Origin of the sequence: Mesorhizobium sp. M1006 (genome assembly GCF_040318825.1) — a bacterium.
Lineage (GTDB): Bacteria > Pseudomonadota > Alphaproteobacteria > Rhizobiales > Rhizobiaceae > Mesorhizobium.
In genome coordinates this window covers 18,686-33,996 of the sequence record NZ_JAMYMZ010000035.1, presented here as the reverse complement: position 1 = coordinate 33,996, position 15,311 = coordinate 18,686, and the positions used below count along the sequence as shown (strand labels likewise).

The window sequence follows — 15,311 nt, the reverse complement described above, 5'->3', positions numbered from 1 at the left end:
GAAATGCGCAGCTCGACGACCGCCTGCTAGGCGTGTTCGTTGCCCAGCGTTCACGAAGGGGGACGCGCTAGCGGACGAATCCCGATCACCCAGTTTACGGTTACTACGTTCCTACCCGATCACCGCTTGGCGCTGTCGCTGTCCGCTTCGGCCCGCGCAAGGAACTGCTCGGTCGTGGAGGGAAGACGGGATTTCAGCCAATCCGCCATCGCGACTTCCTCTTGAAGATTCTCTTCGCAAGCCCGAAGAACCTCGGTTTCGCCGAGCGATCGAGCGGCGGCAATCAGGATCGTGTAGGAGGCGATTTCCATGTGCTCGAACGTGTAGCTCGCGAGCGATCCTTTCATCACCTCGTCTCCAGCGAAGACGCCGCTCAGCGATTGCGCCATCGCCGTCAGCTTACCGCCAGCATCCTTCATCATGGATGAACCCTCGTCCATCTGATCGAGACAAGTCTTGAGCCGGGCAGCCTGCTGCTTGGTCTCGTCGAGGTGCTGTCGGATTCGGTCGCTCAGTTCGGGATAATTCTCGATACGGCTTAACTGCCCGTTCAACATCGTTTCTGCCTGCTCTTCCATGGCATGAGCGTCTCTAAGCCATTGGACAAACCATTCCCGGCTTTCTGACATTTCGAATCTCCTTTGCGATCTAAGGAAACTTTCAGAAGAGGACATTGTTCCGGAGTAGAGCCCGCCGAACGGGCCTTGACCGTCGCAGAGATCAGCGCCGTGGCGGGTCTCAATTCACCTCGCGAAAAATCCTGCAGCGATGCGTGGAAAAGGCGAAGATCGGGAAGATCGGCGCAAGGAAAACGGCCCGTGGACGCTCGCCGCTGCGCCGCTCCATCACACAGTCCAACTGGCACTGGCCGCTTCCTGGCCATCCGACGCGGCGACATATTGAAGGTCCCGCATGGCATACTGCGACCGCTGCATGTCGTTCCTGGCAAGTAAGAACGGCAAGCAGATGAAGCTACCAGCGCTCGGCGAAGCTGAAGTGGATTCTCGACGAGGCGCTGATCGCGGCCGCTGGCGCTCCGCATTGAGCCTTGTGCCTCACCGCGCCACCGCAGTCACAAGGAACGCGACGGCCTCTCCGCTCGTTGATTGCTTTTCGACTCGAGCCGCCGTCATGAGGTTCTAATATACGCCGGCCATCCTAAGGCTGACCTATGACCAGAGTTACAAAAGTTGAACTTCATCGGGGAACACTCCTTCTGTCTGCCTGTTCGATTTGCCAGGCGCATCCCGCGCATTCAGACAGGAGAAAGAAGATGAAACGCATCCTTTTGGCTTCGGCCGTGCTGGCAGTGTCGGCAGGGCTTTCCTTTGCCCAGACGACCAGCGGAACTTCGAGCGGAACCTCGACGAGCGGAACCTCGACCACGACAACCATGCCCAGCACGACGGATCAGGGCACCGGCACGACGAGCAGCGGGACCAACATGTCCGGCGATCAAGGCACCGACACGACCACCACCAGCGGCACCACAAATCCGAACTCGGCCAGAGACTGCGCGCCCGGCCAGCAGACTGGCAGCGCTCAGCAGGCGGCGCCAGGTCAGCAGGACACGGCAGCCAACACCGCCGCGCCAGGCCAGGTCAAAAAGACCGACGAAGGTTGCTGATTGGCACATCGGCTCAGGTTGGAATCACCAGCGTGTGGCTGGATGATCTCCCCCGACCACCGCCTGAACTCAACTCGGCTGGCGAGCAAGTTGCCGCCAGCCGAGCGTCAGTTGAGGAACCTTGTGCTTGCTTGTGCTTTCAGTGGGCAGGCCTGGCTTCTGTTTGCTTTCGGTCAGATACATATCCGCCTGCTCGCGAAGGGAGCTGCGGTCGCGCTCAGAGGAGAGCCGCGCTGTATTGCCGATAGCGCTAGAGCGAAGAAGCCCTACGGCAACCGGCAGTTGGACTGACACCAAGTTGGCTCCGAGAGCGTTGGGAACAGCCTGGCACGGCACGTTGCTCAGTTTGGACCTTCGCAAAGGATGCATGGATGGCGAAAGACGTTTCTCGCGAGGAAGAGCAACGCGGCACCGGAAAGGTCCTCATCTGGGGCGCCGCGATCGCCCTTGTTCTCTTTGTTGCCCTGCTGGCCATATTCGTTCTGGGGTAGTCCTGACTGCTGCAGCAGGATCTAACTTGGGTGCACGACGTTCTGAGCCTAGAGAGCTGCAGAGCCTACTTGGATCTTGAGCACCGTGGGGTTGAATGCAAGTCCGTGTGGTGCAAGTGACTGCTAGGCTTTCACGGTTTTGGTGTCCTCTTCGGTTTAGATGCCGCGGGCCGACGTCACAGCAAGTGCGGCCTTCAGGCGCTGCTCCCGAAGCCGCGGTCTTTGCGTCTCGTGCCGCACGCTCAATGTCGGTCAATCCTCGTGCAGCATCCGAGGCGCGCTCGTCTCTGGCTTGTCTTTCTTTCTCGGTAGGCAACTTCCTACACTCCGATGTGCCAGCACAGTCGGCTGTCGGCACCCAACCATGGTCGCCATATCGTATTCCACGCCAACAGAAAAAACCCGCCTCGACTGCCGCTGAGCGCGCGCATCCCCGCCTCTGGAACGCTTCAAACACTTTGCCGTTGTTAAAGGCACCTGCAGGAGCCAGGCATGAGAGTATTCCAACGAATTTTGCCGCTCGCCGTGTTCGCGTTGCAACTCTTTGCCGTGCAGTCATTTGCTCAGACCGAGCAGCAAGATCTTCCGGGGCAAGGCGCATCATCGACAACCGAAGATGCCGAGGATGTCGGCGTCGATGTTTCGCTTGGCAGGCACGAAGTGAAACAGCAGATCGCACGGGAGCTTGGAATCTCTGAGGTGGAAGTGCCTCTGGCAGTTCATGTGCCTATCGAGCTCGCCAAGCGGGTCTGCGAGAAAGAGGTATTCGACGCACGCGCCAATGTGAACCGAAGCTGCACCGCGACGAAATACATCCCGGAAATTGCCGAAGCAGCACGAAATCGTCCGCAAACCTCTGCCGTTCCGGAGCAATAGGCGAAGACGAATACTATGGGATAAAGAAGGGTGCTTGGCTACTCTGGGCGATCGACAAAGCGCCGCCCCGAAAGTGTGGAGCGCTTGCGCGTAAGTTTTCAGGCAGCGTCGATACCGCTTGGCTTCCCCAGAGGATGAATCAGTTTGGGGCCGTATGCTTCGACAAAAGGCGCACACCAGATTGCGAAGACAACCTTCGACCGGTAGAGGCGGACACTGCTTGTTAGCAGCATCTTGATGATCGCCAAACTGACGAGCTTCTCTGGTCAGCATAGTAGCTTTTTGAGACTCCCGGCCCTTTTAGGTATACTTTCCCCTGACTGTCGGCAATTGTTAGGGCGTCGTCAGCTGTGAGCGACCATCGCGCTTCCGCCCCGATCGGGAGACAGCGCAGATGGAAACCTCGTTCAAGAACGAACTGTTGCGGCGCCTGAGCGCGCCGGATCTGACATTGCTGCAGCCTCACCTCGAAGGCCGTCACTTGGGACTGACGACGCACCTGGAGCAGGCCTCGGTCCCGATTGACACCGTCGATTTCTTCGAGAGCGGTCTCGGGTCAATGGTGGCGAAGCTTCGGGCTGAGGTCGAGGCCGAGGTTGGCCTTATTGCTTTGACGGTATGACCGGATCAGCCCTGGTCATGGGTGAGGACCGGTCCCCGCACGATTGCTTGTTCAATTGAAGGCTGAAGCTATTGCTATAGACGCGCGTTGGCGGATCGTTCGTATGGGCAGCCCGAGGCGGAATACATCCGACTGATCGGGACGCCCCGTTGCTCATGATGTCACCCGTGCTGCCCTCTCTCCCGTCGCTGACCACATTCGGGAGATGGCGATTGGCACCTGTCAGGACGTTCTGGCAAGGGTTGTCCAACGGTATGAAACCGCAGTGTCGATTCAGGACAGGATCGTTGAACATTGCAAGGAGGTCGGATTAACACTGCAAGCAGATGAAGCTTTTTTGCAGGCCTTGTGGTTGTCGCTGGCGAAGGCCAGGACGGCCTTGGAGCGTGAGGTCCCCCCGGCACCGCTGCATCCGCACCTGGCCGGCCGCTCTAGTCCTGGACAATTGCCGACCTCGTCGCTGGTCAGCATGCCAGAATGTCGATGCCGGAAGCCATGAGGACCCCGATTGAATGTTCTCATTCGTTTGTGATCGGGGGTGCAAGGCAATCCGGCTCCAGCGCATGTTGGCCTCAGGAACAAACCGCGGTCGCATCCGTTCAGCATCGCGAAGGACGAGACGGCTGTCCACGGCCTTTCCGGTACTGCAAAGGAGACATGACGTGCTCGGTCCGCAGAGGGGGTTTTCGAAGACCATCTGAGGCTTCGCGCCGCTGGCGACATCGAGGAGGATCTTAGGCGCAACTATGCTGTGGACGTGGTCCTCTTGACCGCGAATTCGAATTTAGAGGCCATGATGCCGTCCGCCTGTCGTCCAAACGCCTGCGCGAGCAGCTGCCTCAAGGTGAGTTCAACTACATCGCAAAACAGGTCCGCGGCCCCTATACACTGCTGATCTGGTCGGCAACTTCGTCCAGGTTCGACGCCATTGAGGGCGCCGACAGTTCCGTCATTCAGGACGGCAAGATTGTCTTCCAGTCCATTCACTACAGGTTGCACCCCAAGGCGGCTGGGGAAGCCGGCGGGCTCTTCCACTCACCGCATCCGACTGGTCACAAGCTTTGTTCAGTACCGGCGCCATCCACCAGAAACGTCCTGATCACACATGCGGCGGGATTTCCTCGAAGCGGCCGAAAAGCAGGACTGCGGCGCAATTCACCCACACGTCGATCCTGCCGAAACGCGACACGGCAAAGCTGCGCATTCTCCACGGGCCGCATCGTCCGCCATATCGGTGGCAAAGGTCAGCGCCTCACCGCCCAAGCCGGCGCACTCCTTGGCGACCTTGTCGAGTGCGTCCGCGTTTCTTGAGACCAGCACTAGCCGTGCGCCTTTGCGCGCCAAACCCAGAGCAGTCGCTCTGCCGATGCCGCTCGAGGCGCCGGCGACCACGACGACGGCTCCCCGCAGTTCGGCCATTCGTCAACCTATCGGGATAATTCCGGGCGGGAGTTGAGATCCTCACCCTCTTCGGGATGGACGCCTACCCTGTGTTCGTAGACAAGCGTTCCGCCTTTCCAGCCGGTGTAGACGAGCAGCAGAACGACAATCGTTGATAGCGCCAGGCCCCAGGGCAAGGCGCCCTCGGCTGCACCGGCGCTTAGGCGCAGCATGAAACTGGCCAGCGCCAGCACCACGGCCACGACGTTGCCGACCATATGGTGCCACGCTGCATTGATGGACCGCACCCTTGAATTTCCAAGAAAATCGGTAAAGCCGGCCAGCGCCGCGGCAGCGCTCATCAACAGGACAAAGCCGAGCAACCAGAAGGATGCTTCGGCCCAGAATGCATTTCCGGTGGACCAGATGCCGCCGACGCCGTGCAAAACCGCCGGCCCTACTTGTTCTTTTTGAGGAGACGAGCTTCCCTCAGGATTGAGCCGCGATCGAAGCCGACCAGCGACATTATCTCGCCTATGTGGTGTTCGGATACGCCTGACTCTCGCGCGAGCTCGCTGACGATTTCAGCATTCGGGCCGAGCCGCCCTTGTTCTTCCGCCATTACACCAATGCCTCGTATTGGGCCAAGAGTGCGACAGTCGCTCCCAAGCGTCAGCGGCCATGTTGTATTGCTGACGATTTGCTATTGTACGGTTCCGGACCAATTCTAGCCAGGGGATTCGCTCAGGTCTGCACTTGCCGTCCAAGCGCCTGCCGGGAAGCCGACAGTAGTTCTTCCTCGTCCACTAGTCCGGCCATGTAATTTGCAATGATCCGGGACGCCAACGCCTTAAGCGCTTCTCCAACCCTCTCGAATTCCGAGAAGAGATCGGGAACCTTGATCAGGTGAGGGCAAAGGTCCGTTGCGAAAAATGCGGCCGCAAGGACTCGATGACAGCGGAAACCCTTCAGGCAGACGATCCTCATTCCGGAACTTCCGCAATGGAGCGCAGCCGAGATGCTCAAGCCGCTGCTGGCGCGGCGGACTGAAATCAACGGTCAACCCGACCGTCGCTCGCTGTTGGCTGCCGCTGTGCCGTGGCGAAGGAACAACAAGAGACTGGTCCAGTTAGAGCCATGCATGCGTCGATACAAATGAAAGAGGAGATGACAATGGCGACAAAAAAAAGCTCTCAGGGCAGCTCCAAGGGCTTGGAAGACCTTTTCTATGATGGTCTGAAAGACATCTACTACGCCGAACGCAAGATTCTGACGGCGCTCCGGAAAATGGCAAAGGGCGCGGAATCCGAAGAGTTGAAGGCGGCGTTCGAAAAACATCGTGACGAGACGGAAGGTCAGATCGAGCGTCTGCAGCAAGTTTTCGACGCCTTTGGCAAGAGAGCCCAAGGGAAAACGTGCCCGGCGATCGACGGCATCATCGAAGAAGGACAGGAGATTTTGGAGGAATTCGAGGAGGCTCCGGCATTGGACGCGGGTCTCGTGGCTGCAGCCCAGTCCGTCGAACATTATGAAATAGCGCGCTACGGGACTCTTGTCACATGGGCCGGGTTACTTGGCTTGAAAGACGCCGTCCCGCTACTCGAACAGACGCTCAAGGAAGAAAAAGCAACCGATGAGGCGCTCACCCGACTAGGCGAAACAGGCGTCAACGAACGGGCGATGCAACAGGCCGCATAACTTCGGATCGAATCGACGCGACCGCGGCCCCCGGCAGACGGGATTGGAGCTTGGTTGTATTCGCCAATCCAGGCACACGTGTACACCGCAGCCGCCGAGCCGTCGACGTGGTGGTGGCCGACCGGTTTCGACTAGGCCACCGGAACTGACAATGGGGGACTGCGAATGCGATTACTTGCCCACGCCTTGGGCGACAGGATGTTGGTATGAACGAGGATACCGCTCGTCGGCCCACGGCAGGCTCTTCCGGGTTCGACAGCTTTTTCATGGCTGGTTTCGAGTGTTCCTCCCACAGGCGCGCCGACGGGGCCCGTCTTGATCTGATCCGCGCGACCTCACATGACATCCATGCACATGCCGACTATCGCCGTTGTGCCGACCTTGGGCTTCGCACGATCCGCGACGGCTTGCGCTGGCACCTGATTGAAACAGCGCCCGGAGTCTTCGACTGGTCGAGTTGGACGTCGGCGATCGAAGCAGCCCAGGCGGCCGGGGTGCAGATTATCTGGGATATCTTCCACTATGGCTCGCCAGACCATATCGACCAAGGTGGCCCGGGGTTTATCAAGGCCTACGTCCGTTTCGCCGCGGAAGCTGTTCGGGTTCATCGCTCCGCTACCGGGGTGGCTCCCCTGGTCTGCCCGATCAACGAGATTTCGTTTTTCGCATGGGCTGTGGAGGTCGGCTATTTCCCCCGCGTCGGGCCGAACAAGCGTGGATGGTTCAAACGACACCTTGTCAGGGCAGCGGTCGCCGGCGTGAGGGCCATGCGGGAGGCCGAACCCGGCTGCAGGTTCATCTGGGCTGAACCGCTGATCCATATTGCTCCTCGTGACCGTACTCACCCCGAGCGGCGGCGCGCCGAAAATGCTCGCCAGGGCCAATTCGAGGCGTATGACATGCTGATCGGGCGCGTGGAACCGGAGTTGGGCGGCAGCGAGGACGTTGTGGACGTCATCGGCCTCAACTTCTATCCGCACAACCAATGGTACTTGAATGGCCCAACGATACCGATGGGGCACCACGAATACCGTGCACTTTCGGAATTGCTGGTCGAGGTCGCCGAACGATACAAGAAGCCGATGTTCATCGCCGAGACCGGCGCCGAAGGTTCAGGCCGGCCAGCCTGGCTTCACTACGTTTGCGACGAAGTGCGCGATGCGACGAGCCTCGGTGCACCTGTTCAGGGTATATGCCTGTACCCGGTGACGGCCTACCCAGGTTGGGACAATTCGCGCCACGCCGAAGTCGGCTTGTTCTCCACCATTCATGCGGACGGCTCGCGCACTGTTCGCAAGCCACTTGCGGACGAGTTGGAGCGCCAGCGCCAATCGTTCTTGGCGTTTGAGGAACAACAAGCAAGCGCGCTATAGCCTCGCTGATACGAACAGTGCGCGCTTTTCAGCTGCATCAACAGCACAGCATATCTAGAGCTGTTCGCCGAGAAGCCGAGAAACATCGTTGGCCTCTTTGGCCGTGGGTCGCCCGACGCCGGTCAGGCCGGCGCATCATTCACTCGGCCGCCTCGCGCTGCGTCGGCGTGACGAGCATCCCGTTTGCTGGCAGGCGTGTCTGAATGCGCCCGAACGTAGCCAATGCCTGGCCGACCACCTGATCCATATTGTAATAGCGATATGTTGCAAGACGTCCGACGAACCAGACCTCCGGGCACGCCGCGGCCAAAGCTTCGTATCGTTTGTACAAAGCCTCGTTTTCGGCCCGCGGCACCGGGTAATAAGGATCTCCGACGTCGGTGGGGTATTCGTAGGTGAGGCTGGTCTTCGGACTCTGCTGACCGGTCAGATGCTTGTACTCGGTGATCCGTGTGTATTTTTCCGTCTGCGGATAGTTGACGACGGCGACCGGTTGAAACTGCTCGCAATCAAGCGTCGTGTGCTCAAAGCGCAGCGAACGGTAGGGCAAGCGACCAAGCTTCCAGTCGAAATACTCGTCGATCGGACCGGTATAGATCATCTGCTGGAAGGGGATCTTGTCGCGAATTTCGCGGTAGTCGGTCTGCAGCATGATCTTGATCTTGGGACTATCCAGCATGCGCTGAAACATGCGCGTATACCCGCCTGCCGGCATGTTCTGGAAGCTGTCGCCAAAATACCGATCGTCGCGATCGGTCCGGGTCGGGACTCGCGCCGTCACTGACTTGCTCAACTGGGAAGGGTCGACACCCCACTGCTTCCTCGTGTAGCCGCGGAAGAATTTCTCGTAGAGCTCTCTGCCTACTGTGCTCACCACGACGTCCTCGGCGGTGCGGACTTCTTTGACCGTTTCGCGTCGGAAAGTGAAGAAGTCCTGCAGCTGCTCGGACGTCAATTCAAGGCCGTAGAGGCGGTTTATGGTGTCGAGATTAATCGGTATCGGCAGCAGCTTTCCATCGACAAGCGACAGCACGCGATGTTCGTAAGGCCGCCATTGCGTGAATTGCGACAGATAGTCGACGATCGATTGGGCGTTGGTGTGAAAGATGTGAGGCCCGTAACGGTGAATTAGTATTCCCGCCTCGTCGTAGCAGTCATAGGCATTGCCGCCGACGTGATTTCGTCGGTCTATGATCAGGACGCTTTCCTGCCGTTGCGATGCGATACGCTCGGCCAGCACACTGCCGGCGAAACCGGCCCCTACGATCAACCAGTCGAACACGCTCACGCCCTCCTCAGGAATGGGACGACGCTCTTCATCGCATGGGCGCGCTCGATGTGGGCAGCCATCGCGCTCCAGGTCTTCTCCCAGGACATGTCGGCGAGGTAGGCGTCGGCCTTCTTCACCAGGAAATCGCGGGGGTGGGCCAGGATCGAGCGAAGCTTGGCCTCGATGTCCTCCGCCTCGACAATCTCGACAAGGCCTTCGACGCCGTAGGTACGCACAACGTCGACGATCGCCGTGGACAACACCGGCAGTCCTGCCGCAAGAAACTCGGGAGTCTTGGTCGGGCTGATGTAGCGGGTCGCTTCGTTGAGCGCGAACGGCATCCAGCCGGCACTCCAATGCCTGAGATAGTTCGGCAGGTCTGCATAGGACTTGCCGCCCAGCCAATGCAGGTTGCCTGCCGTGGGAAGGCTCGCCCGATCGATCTTGACGACAGGGCCGAGCATGACAAAATGCACGTCTGGCATTGCCGCAGCCGCATGCGCGATAAGTTCAAGGTCGAGCCGTTCGTCGATGACCCCGAAGTACCCCACCCTCGGGTGAGGTATGTCGGCCTGATCGAACGGGTCTTCACCTGGCGCCCTAGCCTGATGGAAATGGGTAACGTCGATGCTGCTCGGGAAGGGAAAGATCGCCCGATGCAAGCTGCGCTTGGCCTCGTAGAGGCTCTGCCCGCCCGTGAAGACGACATCGGCACGTTGCAACAGCGCCTTTTCCAACTGCGTCAACTCTGCGGGAGCGTCTTTGAACGCGGAGAGTTCATCCATGCAGTCGTAGACGCAGACGTCACAGGCGAGATGATCGCTGAAGCGTAGCGCCATGGGCGTGTAATACCAGCTCGTCAATCGGTCATGCGGCGTGGAGGCGAGGATCTGATCGACGAACCTGCGCTGGATTGCGTCCGCCCTGGTCGCGGAAGTACCAACTGGGATCAGCGGCGTCACTATTCTGATCTTGGGGGTAATATTGTGCACCCGCATCGAAGGGTGGCGCCTCTCATCGAAGATTGGCTCTTCGAAGTAAATTAGCTGTTGCTGTTTTGACGCCAGGGTCAGAATGTGTTGTGGTCTCTGATATACGAAGTTCCATCGGAGGTGTGAAAAGCAAATTAAAATAGACGGTTGTACAGGGTTTTTTGGTGTTTTGGCCCGGCCCGCCGCCATTTCCATGTAGATTATCCTTCGATATAGTTACAAAATGCCTCGACTAACAAAAGTCAATCGAGGCAGCTTTGACATGAAGTTCGCAGCCTTCTATATAACTTCCATCCCGATAAGTTGTTCCATAGCTCCAAACTGTCTCGGGCGAGACCAGCCGTCCGCTCCACTTGCGACGGCTCAACAGAGAAGGGGCGAGCCGGCCGCCCCCATTCGATCCACATGATGAAGCCCCTCGCGTCAGGTCGGGCTCCCCAAATGTGGCCCTTTGCCACAGAGCGGTTCAAATCCTTCAATCGTTCAACAACCGTTCATCAGCGGAGCTATAAATACGCTTGGAATCGAATCATCTGAGTCGCGCCGGTGGTTCATTTGAATGGAGACCGAGACGAATCGAGGGATGGCTGGCGAATGAAGATCGACTTTGAAACCAACGTCTTTCCATTGTTTCACCCGCAGGTTGTGGATGATCTGAAGGACCCTTGTCCGGTGTTCGACGGCACGCTCTGGCACGTCTTCGGCTCCAGCGGCACCGTCACAACAGAGAGCTGGAAAATCCTCCACGCCACAGCGCCGGATCTTTATGGACCCTGGACAGAGCACGAGGCGATCGTTTTGCCGGTAACCGGATCTGGCATTGCGGCGCCCGGCGTCATTCATGAGTGCGGCGTCTTCCACATGTTTATCCAGACCGAATTCATGAAGTCCGGCGGACGTTGCGAGCACGCGGTGTCCAATGACGGCTTTCATTGGGTGGTGCTCAATCCGGCGATATTGTCGCTGCCCGACACCGATGAGGACGGCATCTACGATCCCCACCCCGCAATCGTCGGAGGCAAGCGCTATATCGTCTATTCAGGCATGCCCAAATTCACCAGGGTGCCCCAGCCTGATGTCTATCTGGCGCGCAGCCAATCCGATTCCTGGTTCGGGCCATGGAAACGTCTCGGCAAGATACTCGATCATCTCGACGTGCCGCATCACAATGCGCGCGAGCACCCCGATTACGAATGGGGGATCGAAGGCGCGCAGCTCGTCGAGCTGCCGGACGGTCGTGTGCTTCTCAACGCCACCTGCTTCCTCCCCGAAGGTCCGCGCGGCAGCCGGCAGCGCGTCTTCTTCGCCATCGCCGATGACGTCAAGGGTCCCTACGTTTCCGTTGGCCCCGTTCTCGACCCTGGTGAGCCCGGCGAGAATGGCCATTCGACGGTGATGATCGACGGCCGGCAACTGACCTTGTTCTACCAGAGCAGGCGTGAGGCGACCAACCATCGCTGGCGGTTCGGGTTGGCAAAGTGTGACCTGGATCGGCATATACTTTCGAGAGTTGCCTAGATGGTAAGTTCCGGCATTTGCCGGAACGGAGGATGAAACGCTCTGGCGGTTGGTGGGAGGGATCGCTTTATACCGGTGATTGAGGGTAGTAGGTGATACGCAGCCAGTCGGCGAAGCTTGCGACGGGGGCATCTATACACCTCAGGCAAGCTGGTCGCCATAAACGACGTTGCCAGCTGAAATTCGGCAGTGGACCGTAATTGCGCGCAGCACGCCGCCAGTGGATTCACGCGGTTTTGATCCTGAGCAGGATGTCCTGATCGTAATTTCCAAAGCCCATGCCGAAAATGTTGATCCCGCCGGGGCGCTCGGCGTCGTCCTTGACGCCGATACGGACGCGGATTGAATGATGGCTCTTCAGATCGAGTGCGGCGAGGCCGGTTTCGGAAATCCTGACGCCGTCGACATAGGTGCCGTCCTTGGCAATTCGCCAGGTCTTCAGCTTGCCGTATTGCGAGCCCTTGAGCTTCCACCAGGAGGGCGTGAAGACGCCGCGCTTGTCGCCGAAATCTCCCGGTGACGTCCATGTGCCGACATCGACGCCATTGATCGTCAGCGTGATGTCCGAGGGCCAATCGGCGCTGGTGCCCGGCACTTCCGAAGACACCTCTAACGCAACTTCGAGTCCGGTGATCTCGGCATTGGCGAGCTTGGCATTGTTGGGGAACTGGTATTCGACAAAACCGCGCGTGAACCATAGCAGACCGGCTTTCATGCGGTCCGGATCAAGGAAAGTGTTCGGCACATCGAGCAGACCGATGATGCCGTCCGGCGAACAAAGGCCGCAGGGCGCGGTAACCTCGAAGCCGGTGTAAAGCCCGATCGGCATCGACACTTCGATCGCGTCGTTCTTGACCTTACGATACTCACCCTTGAACACGATGAGCACTTTTTCGGCGGTCGGATAGCAGATTTTCTGGTTGCCTTTCTTCGCTTTCAGGCTCTCGGTGCGGATCAGCCCCGCATCCTCCAGCACCTGGATATTGGTCGAGACGGTTGACTGCGGAAGCGACAGCTCGGCGGCGATTTCGTTGACATTCATCGGCCCCTTCTCATGCAGCAGTTTCAGCATCGAGATCCGCGCCGAGGAGGCAAGCCCCTTGAGCACGGCAATTCCTTCCTCAGGTTCGATCACCAGAAAATTGCGACTCATGAAATCGCCAGTCTATGCTCGTGACAGAGGTTATGGCTTCGCTCATTGCAACGGCGCTGACCGAAACGCCGAGCCGTTGATTTGGTTACATTAAGCCCTCGACCGTCAGTATGCATCGCAAGCCGTACCCGCAAGGATGGTGCGACATGTCTACATTTGTTCTCCGACCGCCAGCTCCTTGTAGTGCGGTGGTGCTTGTCAGTCCGTGGCCTCGATTTGCAGACGACTAGATGCTGGCAGCCACAAAGAGAGGCAGAAGCCGAACACGGAATTGGGGCCGTTCCCCTGGCCAAATCCCCAAGATACGGGACCTCGACGTCGATGTTAGCCGAACCGGCGCGGATGGATGCACAGGATGCGGTTCGCTGAAGTGCGTGCCGCCGTGAAGTAAATCATCGGATTCGCCACCCGATAGAGTCGGGACGGGGTTCTACCTATTGCTTTTGAGCATGATCTTTTCCGAAAATCGCGATTCCACTTCTCGGGATCGCGCCAGTGCCGGCCTACTTCATGCTGGCCGCGGCAGCGACCCTGTCCACCATGGCGAGAACAGCTAGCGGTGCGGTGCGGTGTGGTGGACCATGTGGCCGGCCTGCGGGATGATATCGACAAACGAACCAGGAATCTCCGATTGTAGTCTAAGAGCCTCGGCTTTCGCATCGAACAACCGGTCGCCGGCCCCGGCAATAATGCCGGCAGGCATCAACAGATCATTGTAGCGGGTGAAGCGGCCGCCGGCCAGCGCGTCGGCCAGCATCAATCCCGATTCGGCCGCGATCGACCGCAGCTGTGAGGCCAGCTGGCGATGTCCTTTGCCGACGAAGCAAACCCCGCAGAGACGATGCCGGGGCGAAATACTTGCCCATGGCGAGCGGCCAGGTGAGCAGCACAAGCAGCGGCAGCAGCAAAATGTGCGGGAAAACACCACCGGCGACAGGCAAGGCCGGCAGCCCGCCAGTGCAAGGCCCAGGCGCGGCGGCAAGAACGGACCGATGAAGACTCCCGATCGAATCGTCGTCCGATCGAGCTCATCGACTCGCCCGCCTGCCATCGAACCCAAATCTCAGGCGCTGAGCGGCCGAGTAGCAGATGCGACTTCGCTGCTTCATGGCTCACACTCCATCTTTCAGAAAAGAGCGTGTGTTGCTGCGATCAGTTGAATCCGCCACCCAAACCGAACGCGGCTGCTAGGCAGGCCGAAGCTTGTGCAAGTACAGCTGTGCGTCACAAGCCAAGTGAACTAAGAAGCTGCACGAACCGCGGGTGATCGCGAATGGCGTCGAAATCGACTTCGTGACGGATTCGTTCCAATACGTTCTGACTCACGCTTCCTCCGACGGCTCTTTCCAGGTACCGCACCGCTTCCTCCACTTCCCCGAGCACGGAATACATGCAAGCGGCGTTGTACTGCGTCACGAAGTCGTCCGGATCGATCGCCAGCGCTCTGGCCAGCCAGGAACGCGCCTTCTTCCGCTCACCGATATACGCGAGCGAGGGCGCCGCGATGCAGCGGTGCCGCATTTTCAGGATGGCGGCCAGTTGCGCGTTCGGCGCGCTCGAAACAGATCCTTGGTTCGCGAGCGGATGAAGGCGATCGCGCAGGAGCGTCCCCCGGTGTAGAGTTGCCACCCTGGATCTCGCCTTGGCCGGCTGCATTCCTGGCTGTGTCCCCTAGGATACATTGTCGAGCAGGGTCGACTTATCCAAGCCATGTGTCGGCTCAGGCGGCCATTCACCATTCGGCGTCATCTCGTTGACTGTCTCGGGTAGATCCCGCGCAATCCTTCTGATTAGCTCCTCGCGCGAAAGACCCGTCTGCATCGAAATGGACGTGAGTGTACCTTCGTCCATTGCCGCTTGGACGTCCCTTGGCTCAATCGGTTGGTTTGGCCCGCTGCCAACCCACGAGTCGACCTTCGATCCTGCCCCCACCTCCCTGAACCGGTCGAGGATCTCACCAAGGTCAGCCCTCGACACGCCATTCGTTATCTGAGCCAGAATTCTGCGTTGCGGGTCGTTTGGGTTAAGATACCCCGCTCCCGGAATCAATTCACAGAGCTTGTCGCGGTTTTGGTATGCCAGAACGCCAAGCATCGCGATCGCCAATCTTCCCAGATTTGCCATTTGGTCTCCTCCACGGTTTTGGCCGATGAGCGAATCAAAGCCAAGTCTTGGCGGATGCCGACGCGTGTGGACTCGAACAACTTATTGCCGGTCGGCTCGCGGGCGGAGAGGACGCGTCCTTCGGGTACTCGTTTTCCATCTGACGTCTTCTCCTGACGCAGAACTTCAGGGCGCTTGGCCGCAGTCG

General features: G+C 58.9%; 16 protein-coding genes. 6 read left to right on the top strand and 10 right to left on the bottom strand.

Features of this window, described 5'->3' with window-relative positions:
• Positions 1-119: 119 nt before the first annotated feature.
• Positions 120-629, bottom strand: a complete 510-nt coding sequence (locus tag NKH60_RS25520) for a ferritin-like domain-containing protein (RefSeq protein WP_352690964.1) — start codon at positions 627-629, stop codon at positions 120-122.
• 644 nt (positions 630-1,273) lie between these two features.
• Between NKH60_RS25520 and NKH60_RS25515 the strand changes: the two genes are divergently transcribed.
• The 3 genes from NKH60_RS25515 to NKH60_RS25505 all read left to right on the top strand — a co-directional run bounded on the left by NKH60_RS25515 (position 1,274) and on the right by NKH60_RS25505 (position 3,616).
• Positions 1,274-1,627, top strand: coding sequence for a hypothetical protein (locus tag NKH60_RS25515; RefSeq protein WP_023680319.1), 354 nt, complete (start codon positions 1,274-1,276; stop codon positions 1,625-1,627).
• Between the two features lie 983 nt (positions 1,628-2,610).
• Positions 2,611-2,994: a hypothetical protein gene (locus NKH60_RS25510; RefSeq protein ID WP_352473695.1), complete on the top strand. Its 384-nt coding sequence runs from the start codon at positions 2,611-2,613 to the stop codon at positions 2,992-2,994.
• A 394-nt stretch (positions 2,995-3,388) separates the two neighbouring features.
• Positions 3,389-3,616, top strand: a complete 228-nt coding sequence (locus NKH60_RS25505; RefSeq protein WP_352873768.1) for a hypothetical protein — start codon at positions 3,389-3,391, stop codon at positions 3,614-3,616.
• A 1,155-nt stretch (positions 3,617-4,771) separates the two neighbouring features.
• On the opposite strand, the gene NKH60_RS25500 is transcribed toward NKH60_RS25505, so the two are convergent.
• From NKH60_RS25500 to NKH60_RS25490, 3 genes are read right to left on the bottom strand one after another with little or no spacing between them, the layout of a single operon-like run.
• Positions 4,772-5,035 carry an SDR family NAD(P)-dependent oxidoreductase gene (locus NKH60_RS25500; RefSeq protein ID WP_352706234.1) on the bottom strand — a complete coding sequence of 88 codons (264 nt, stop codon included), beginning with the start codon at positions 5,033-5,035 and terminating at the stop codon, positions 4,772-4,774.
• 8 nt (positions 5,036-5,043) lie between these two features.
• Positions 5,044-5,442, bottom strand: coding sequence for a DUF2231 domain-containing protein (locus tag NKH60_RS25495; protein ID WP_352822687.1), 399 nt, complete (start codon positions 5,440-5,442; stop codon positions 5,044-5,046).
• Positions 5,443-5,453: 11 nt separating this feature from the next.
• Positions 5,454-5,618 (bottom strand): hypothetical protein, encoded by a 165-nt coding sequence (locus NKH60_RS25490; RefSeq protein WP_352503345.1) that lies wholly within the window; start codon positions 5,616-5,618, stop codon positions 5,454-5,456.
• Positions 5,619-6,169: 551 nt separating this feature from the next.
• On the opposite strand from NKH60_RS25490, the gene NKH60_RS25485 reads away from it, so the two are divergent.
• Both NKH60_RS25485 and NKH60_RS25480 read left to right on the top strand, forming a co-directional pair.
• Positions 6,170-6,694, top strand: coding sequence for a YciE/YciF ferroxidase family protein (locus tag NKH60_RS25485; RefSeq protein ID WP_023677856.1), 525 nt, complete (start codon positions 6,170-6,172; stop codon positions 6,692-6,694).
• A gap of 206 nt (positions 6,695-6,900) precedes the next feature.
• On the top strand, positions 6,901-8,067 hold the full coding sequence (locus tag NKH60_RS25480) for a glycoside hydrolase family 1 protein (protein ID WP_352503346.1): 1,167 nt from the start codon (positions 6,901-6,903) through the stop codon (positions 8,065-8,067).
• A gap of 139 nt (positions 8,068-8,206) precedes the next feature.
• Here NKH60_RS25480 and glf read toward each other — a convergent pair whose 3' ends face one another.
• Together glf and NKH60_RS25470 are read right to left on the bottom strand one after the other, a co-directional pair.
• Positions 8,207-9,349 carry a UDP-galactopyranose mutase gene (glf, locus tag NKH60_RS25475; RefSeq protein WP_352467893.1) on the bottom strand — a complete coding sequence of 381 codons (1,143 nt, stop codon included), beginning with the start codon at positions 9,347-9,349 and terminating at the stop codon, positions 8,207-8,209.
• A 2-nt stretch (positions 9,350-9,351) separates the two neighbouring features.
• Positions 9,352-10,524 carry a glycosyltransferase family protein gene (locus NKH60_RS25470; RefSeq protein ID WP_352873764.1) on the bottom strand — a complete coding sequence of 391 codons (1,173 nt, stop codon included), beginning with the start codon at positions 10,522-10,524 and terminating at the stop codon, positions 9,352-9,354.
• Between the two features lie 399 nt (positions 10,525-10,923).
• Here NKH60_RS25470 and NKH60_RS25465 point away from each other — a divergent pair, with 399 nt between their 5' ends.
• Positions 10,924-11,847, top strand: a complete 924-nt coding sequence (locus NKH60_RS25465) for a glycoside hydrolase family protein (protein ID WP_352473704.1) — start codon at positions 10,924-10,926, stop codon at positions 11,845-11,847.
• A 226-nt stretch (positions 11,848-12,073) separates the two neighbouring features.
• On the opposite strand, the gene NKH60_RS25460 is transcribed toward NKH60_RS25465, so the two are convergent.
• From NKH60_RS25460 to NKH60_RS25445, 4 genes are all read right to left on the bottom strand, one after another.
• Entirely contained in the window at positions 12,074-13,000 is a 927-nt protein-coding gene (locus NKH60_RS25460) for an ArsR/SmtB family transcription factor (RefSeq protein WP_352873762.1), read from the bottom strand.
• A 553-nt stretch (positions 13,001-13,553) separates the two neighbouring features.
• A complete protein-coding gene (locus tag NKH60_RS25455; RefSeq protein ID WP_352873760.1) occupies positions 13,554-13,760 on the bottom strand; it encodes an alpha/beta fold hydrolase in 207 nt (68 codons plus the stop codon).
• A gap of 464 nt (positions 13,761-14,224) precedes the next feature.
• Positions 14,225-14,656, bottom strand: coding sequence for a TPR end-of-group domain-containing protein (locus tag NKH60_RS25450; RefSeq protein ID WP_352503350.1), 432 nt, complete (start codon positions 14,654-14,656; stop codon positions 14,225-14,227).
• A 15-nt stretch (positions 14,657-14,671) separates the two neighbouring features.
• Positions 14,672-15,124, bottom strand: coding sequence for a YidB family protein (locus tag NKH60_RS25445; protein ID WP_352503351.1), 453 nt, complete (start codon positions 15,122-15,124; stop codon positions 14,672-14,674).
• Positions 15,125-15,311: the final 187 nt, after the last annotated feature.

Excerpts from the sequence above, each read along its gene's own strand:
- NKH60_RS25520 (WP_352690964.1), bottom strand. The coding sequence starts at position 629 with ATGTCAGAAAGCCGGGAATGGTTTGTCCAATGGCTTAGAGACGCTCAT.
- NKH60_RS25515 (WP_023680319.1), top strand. The coding sequence starts at position 1,274 with ATGAAACGCATCCTTTTGGCTTCGGCCGTGCTGGCAGTGTCGGCAGGG.
- NKH60_RS25510 (WP_352473695.1), top strand. The coding sequence starts at position 2,611 with ATGAGAGTATTCCAACGAATTTTGCCGCTCGCCGTGTTCGCGTTGCAA.
- NKH60_RS25505 (WP_352873768.1), top strand. The coding sequence starts at position 3,389 with ATGGAAACCTCGTTCAAGAACGAACTGTTGCGGCGCCTGAGCGCGCCG.
- NKH60_RS25500 (WP_352706234.1), bottom strand. The coding sequence starts at position 5,035 with ATGGCCGAACTGCGGGGAGCCGTCGTCGTGGTCGCCGGCGCCTCGAGC.
- NKH60_RS25490 (WP_352503345.1), bottom strand. The coding sequence starts at position 5,618 with ATGGCGGAAGAACAAGGGCGGCTCGGCCCGAATGCTGAAATCGTCAGC.
- NKH60_RS25485 (WP_023677856.1), top strand. The coding sequence starts at position 6,170 with ATGGCGACAAAAAAAAGCTCTCAGGGCAGCTCCAAGGGCTTGGAAGAC.
- NKH60_RS25480 (WP_352503346.1), top strand. The coding sequence starts at position 6,901 with ATGAACGAGGATACCGCTCGTCGGCCCACGGCAGGCTCTTCCGGGTTC.
- NKH60_RS25470 (WP_352873764.1), bottom strand. The coding sequence starts at position 10,524 with ATGGAAATGGCGGCGGGCCGGGCCAAAACACCAAAAAACCCTGTACAA.
- NKH60_RS25465 (WP_352473704.1), top strand. The coding sequence starts at position 10,924 with ATGAAGATCGACTTTGAAACCAACGTCTTTCCATTGTTTCACCCGCAG.
- NKH60_RS25460 (WP_352873762.1), bottom strand. The coding sequence starts at position 13,000 with ATGAGTCGCAATTTTCTGGTGATCGAACCTGAGGAAGGAATTGCCGTG.
- NKH60_RS25450 (WP_352503350.1), bottom strand. The coding sequence starts at position 14,656 with ATGCAGCCGGCCAAGGCGAGATCCAGGGTGGCAACTCTACACCGGGGG.
- NKH60_RS25445 (WP_352503351.1), bottom strand. The coding sequence starts at position 15,124 with ATGGCAAATCTGGGAAGATTGGCGATCGCGATGCTTGGCGTTCTGGCA.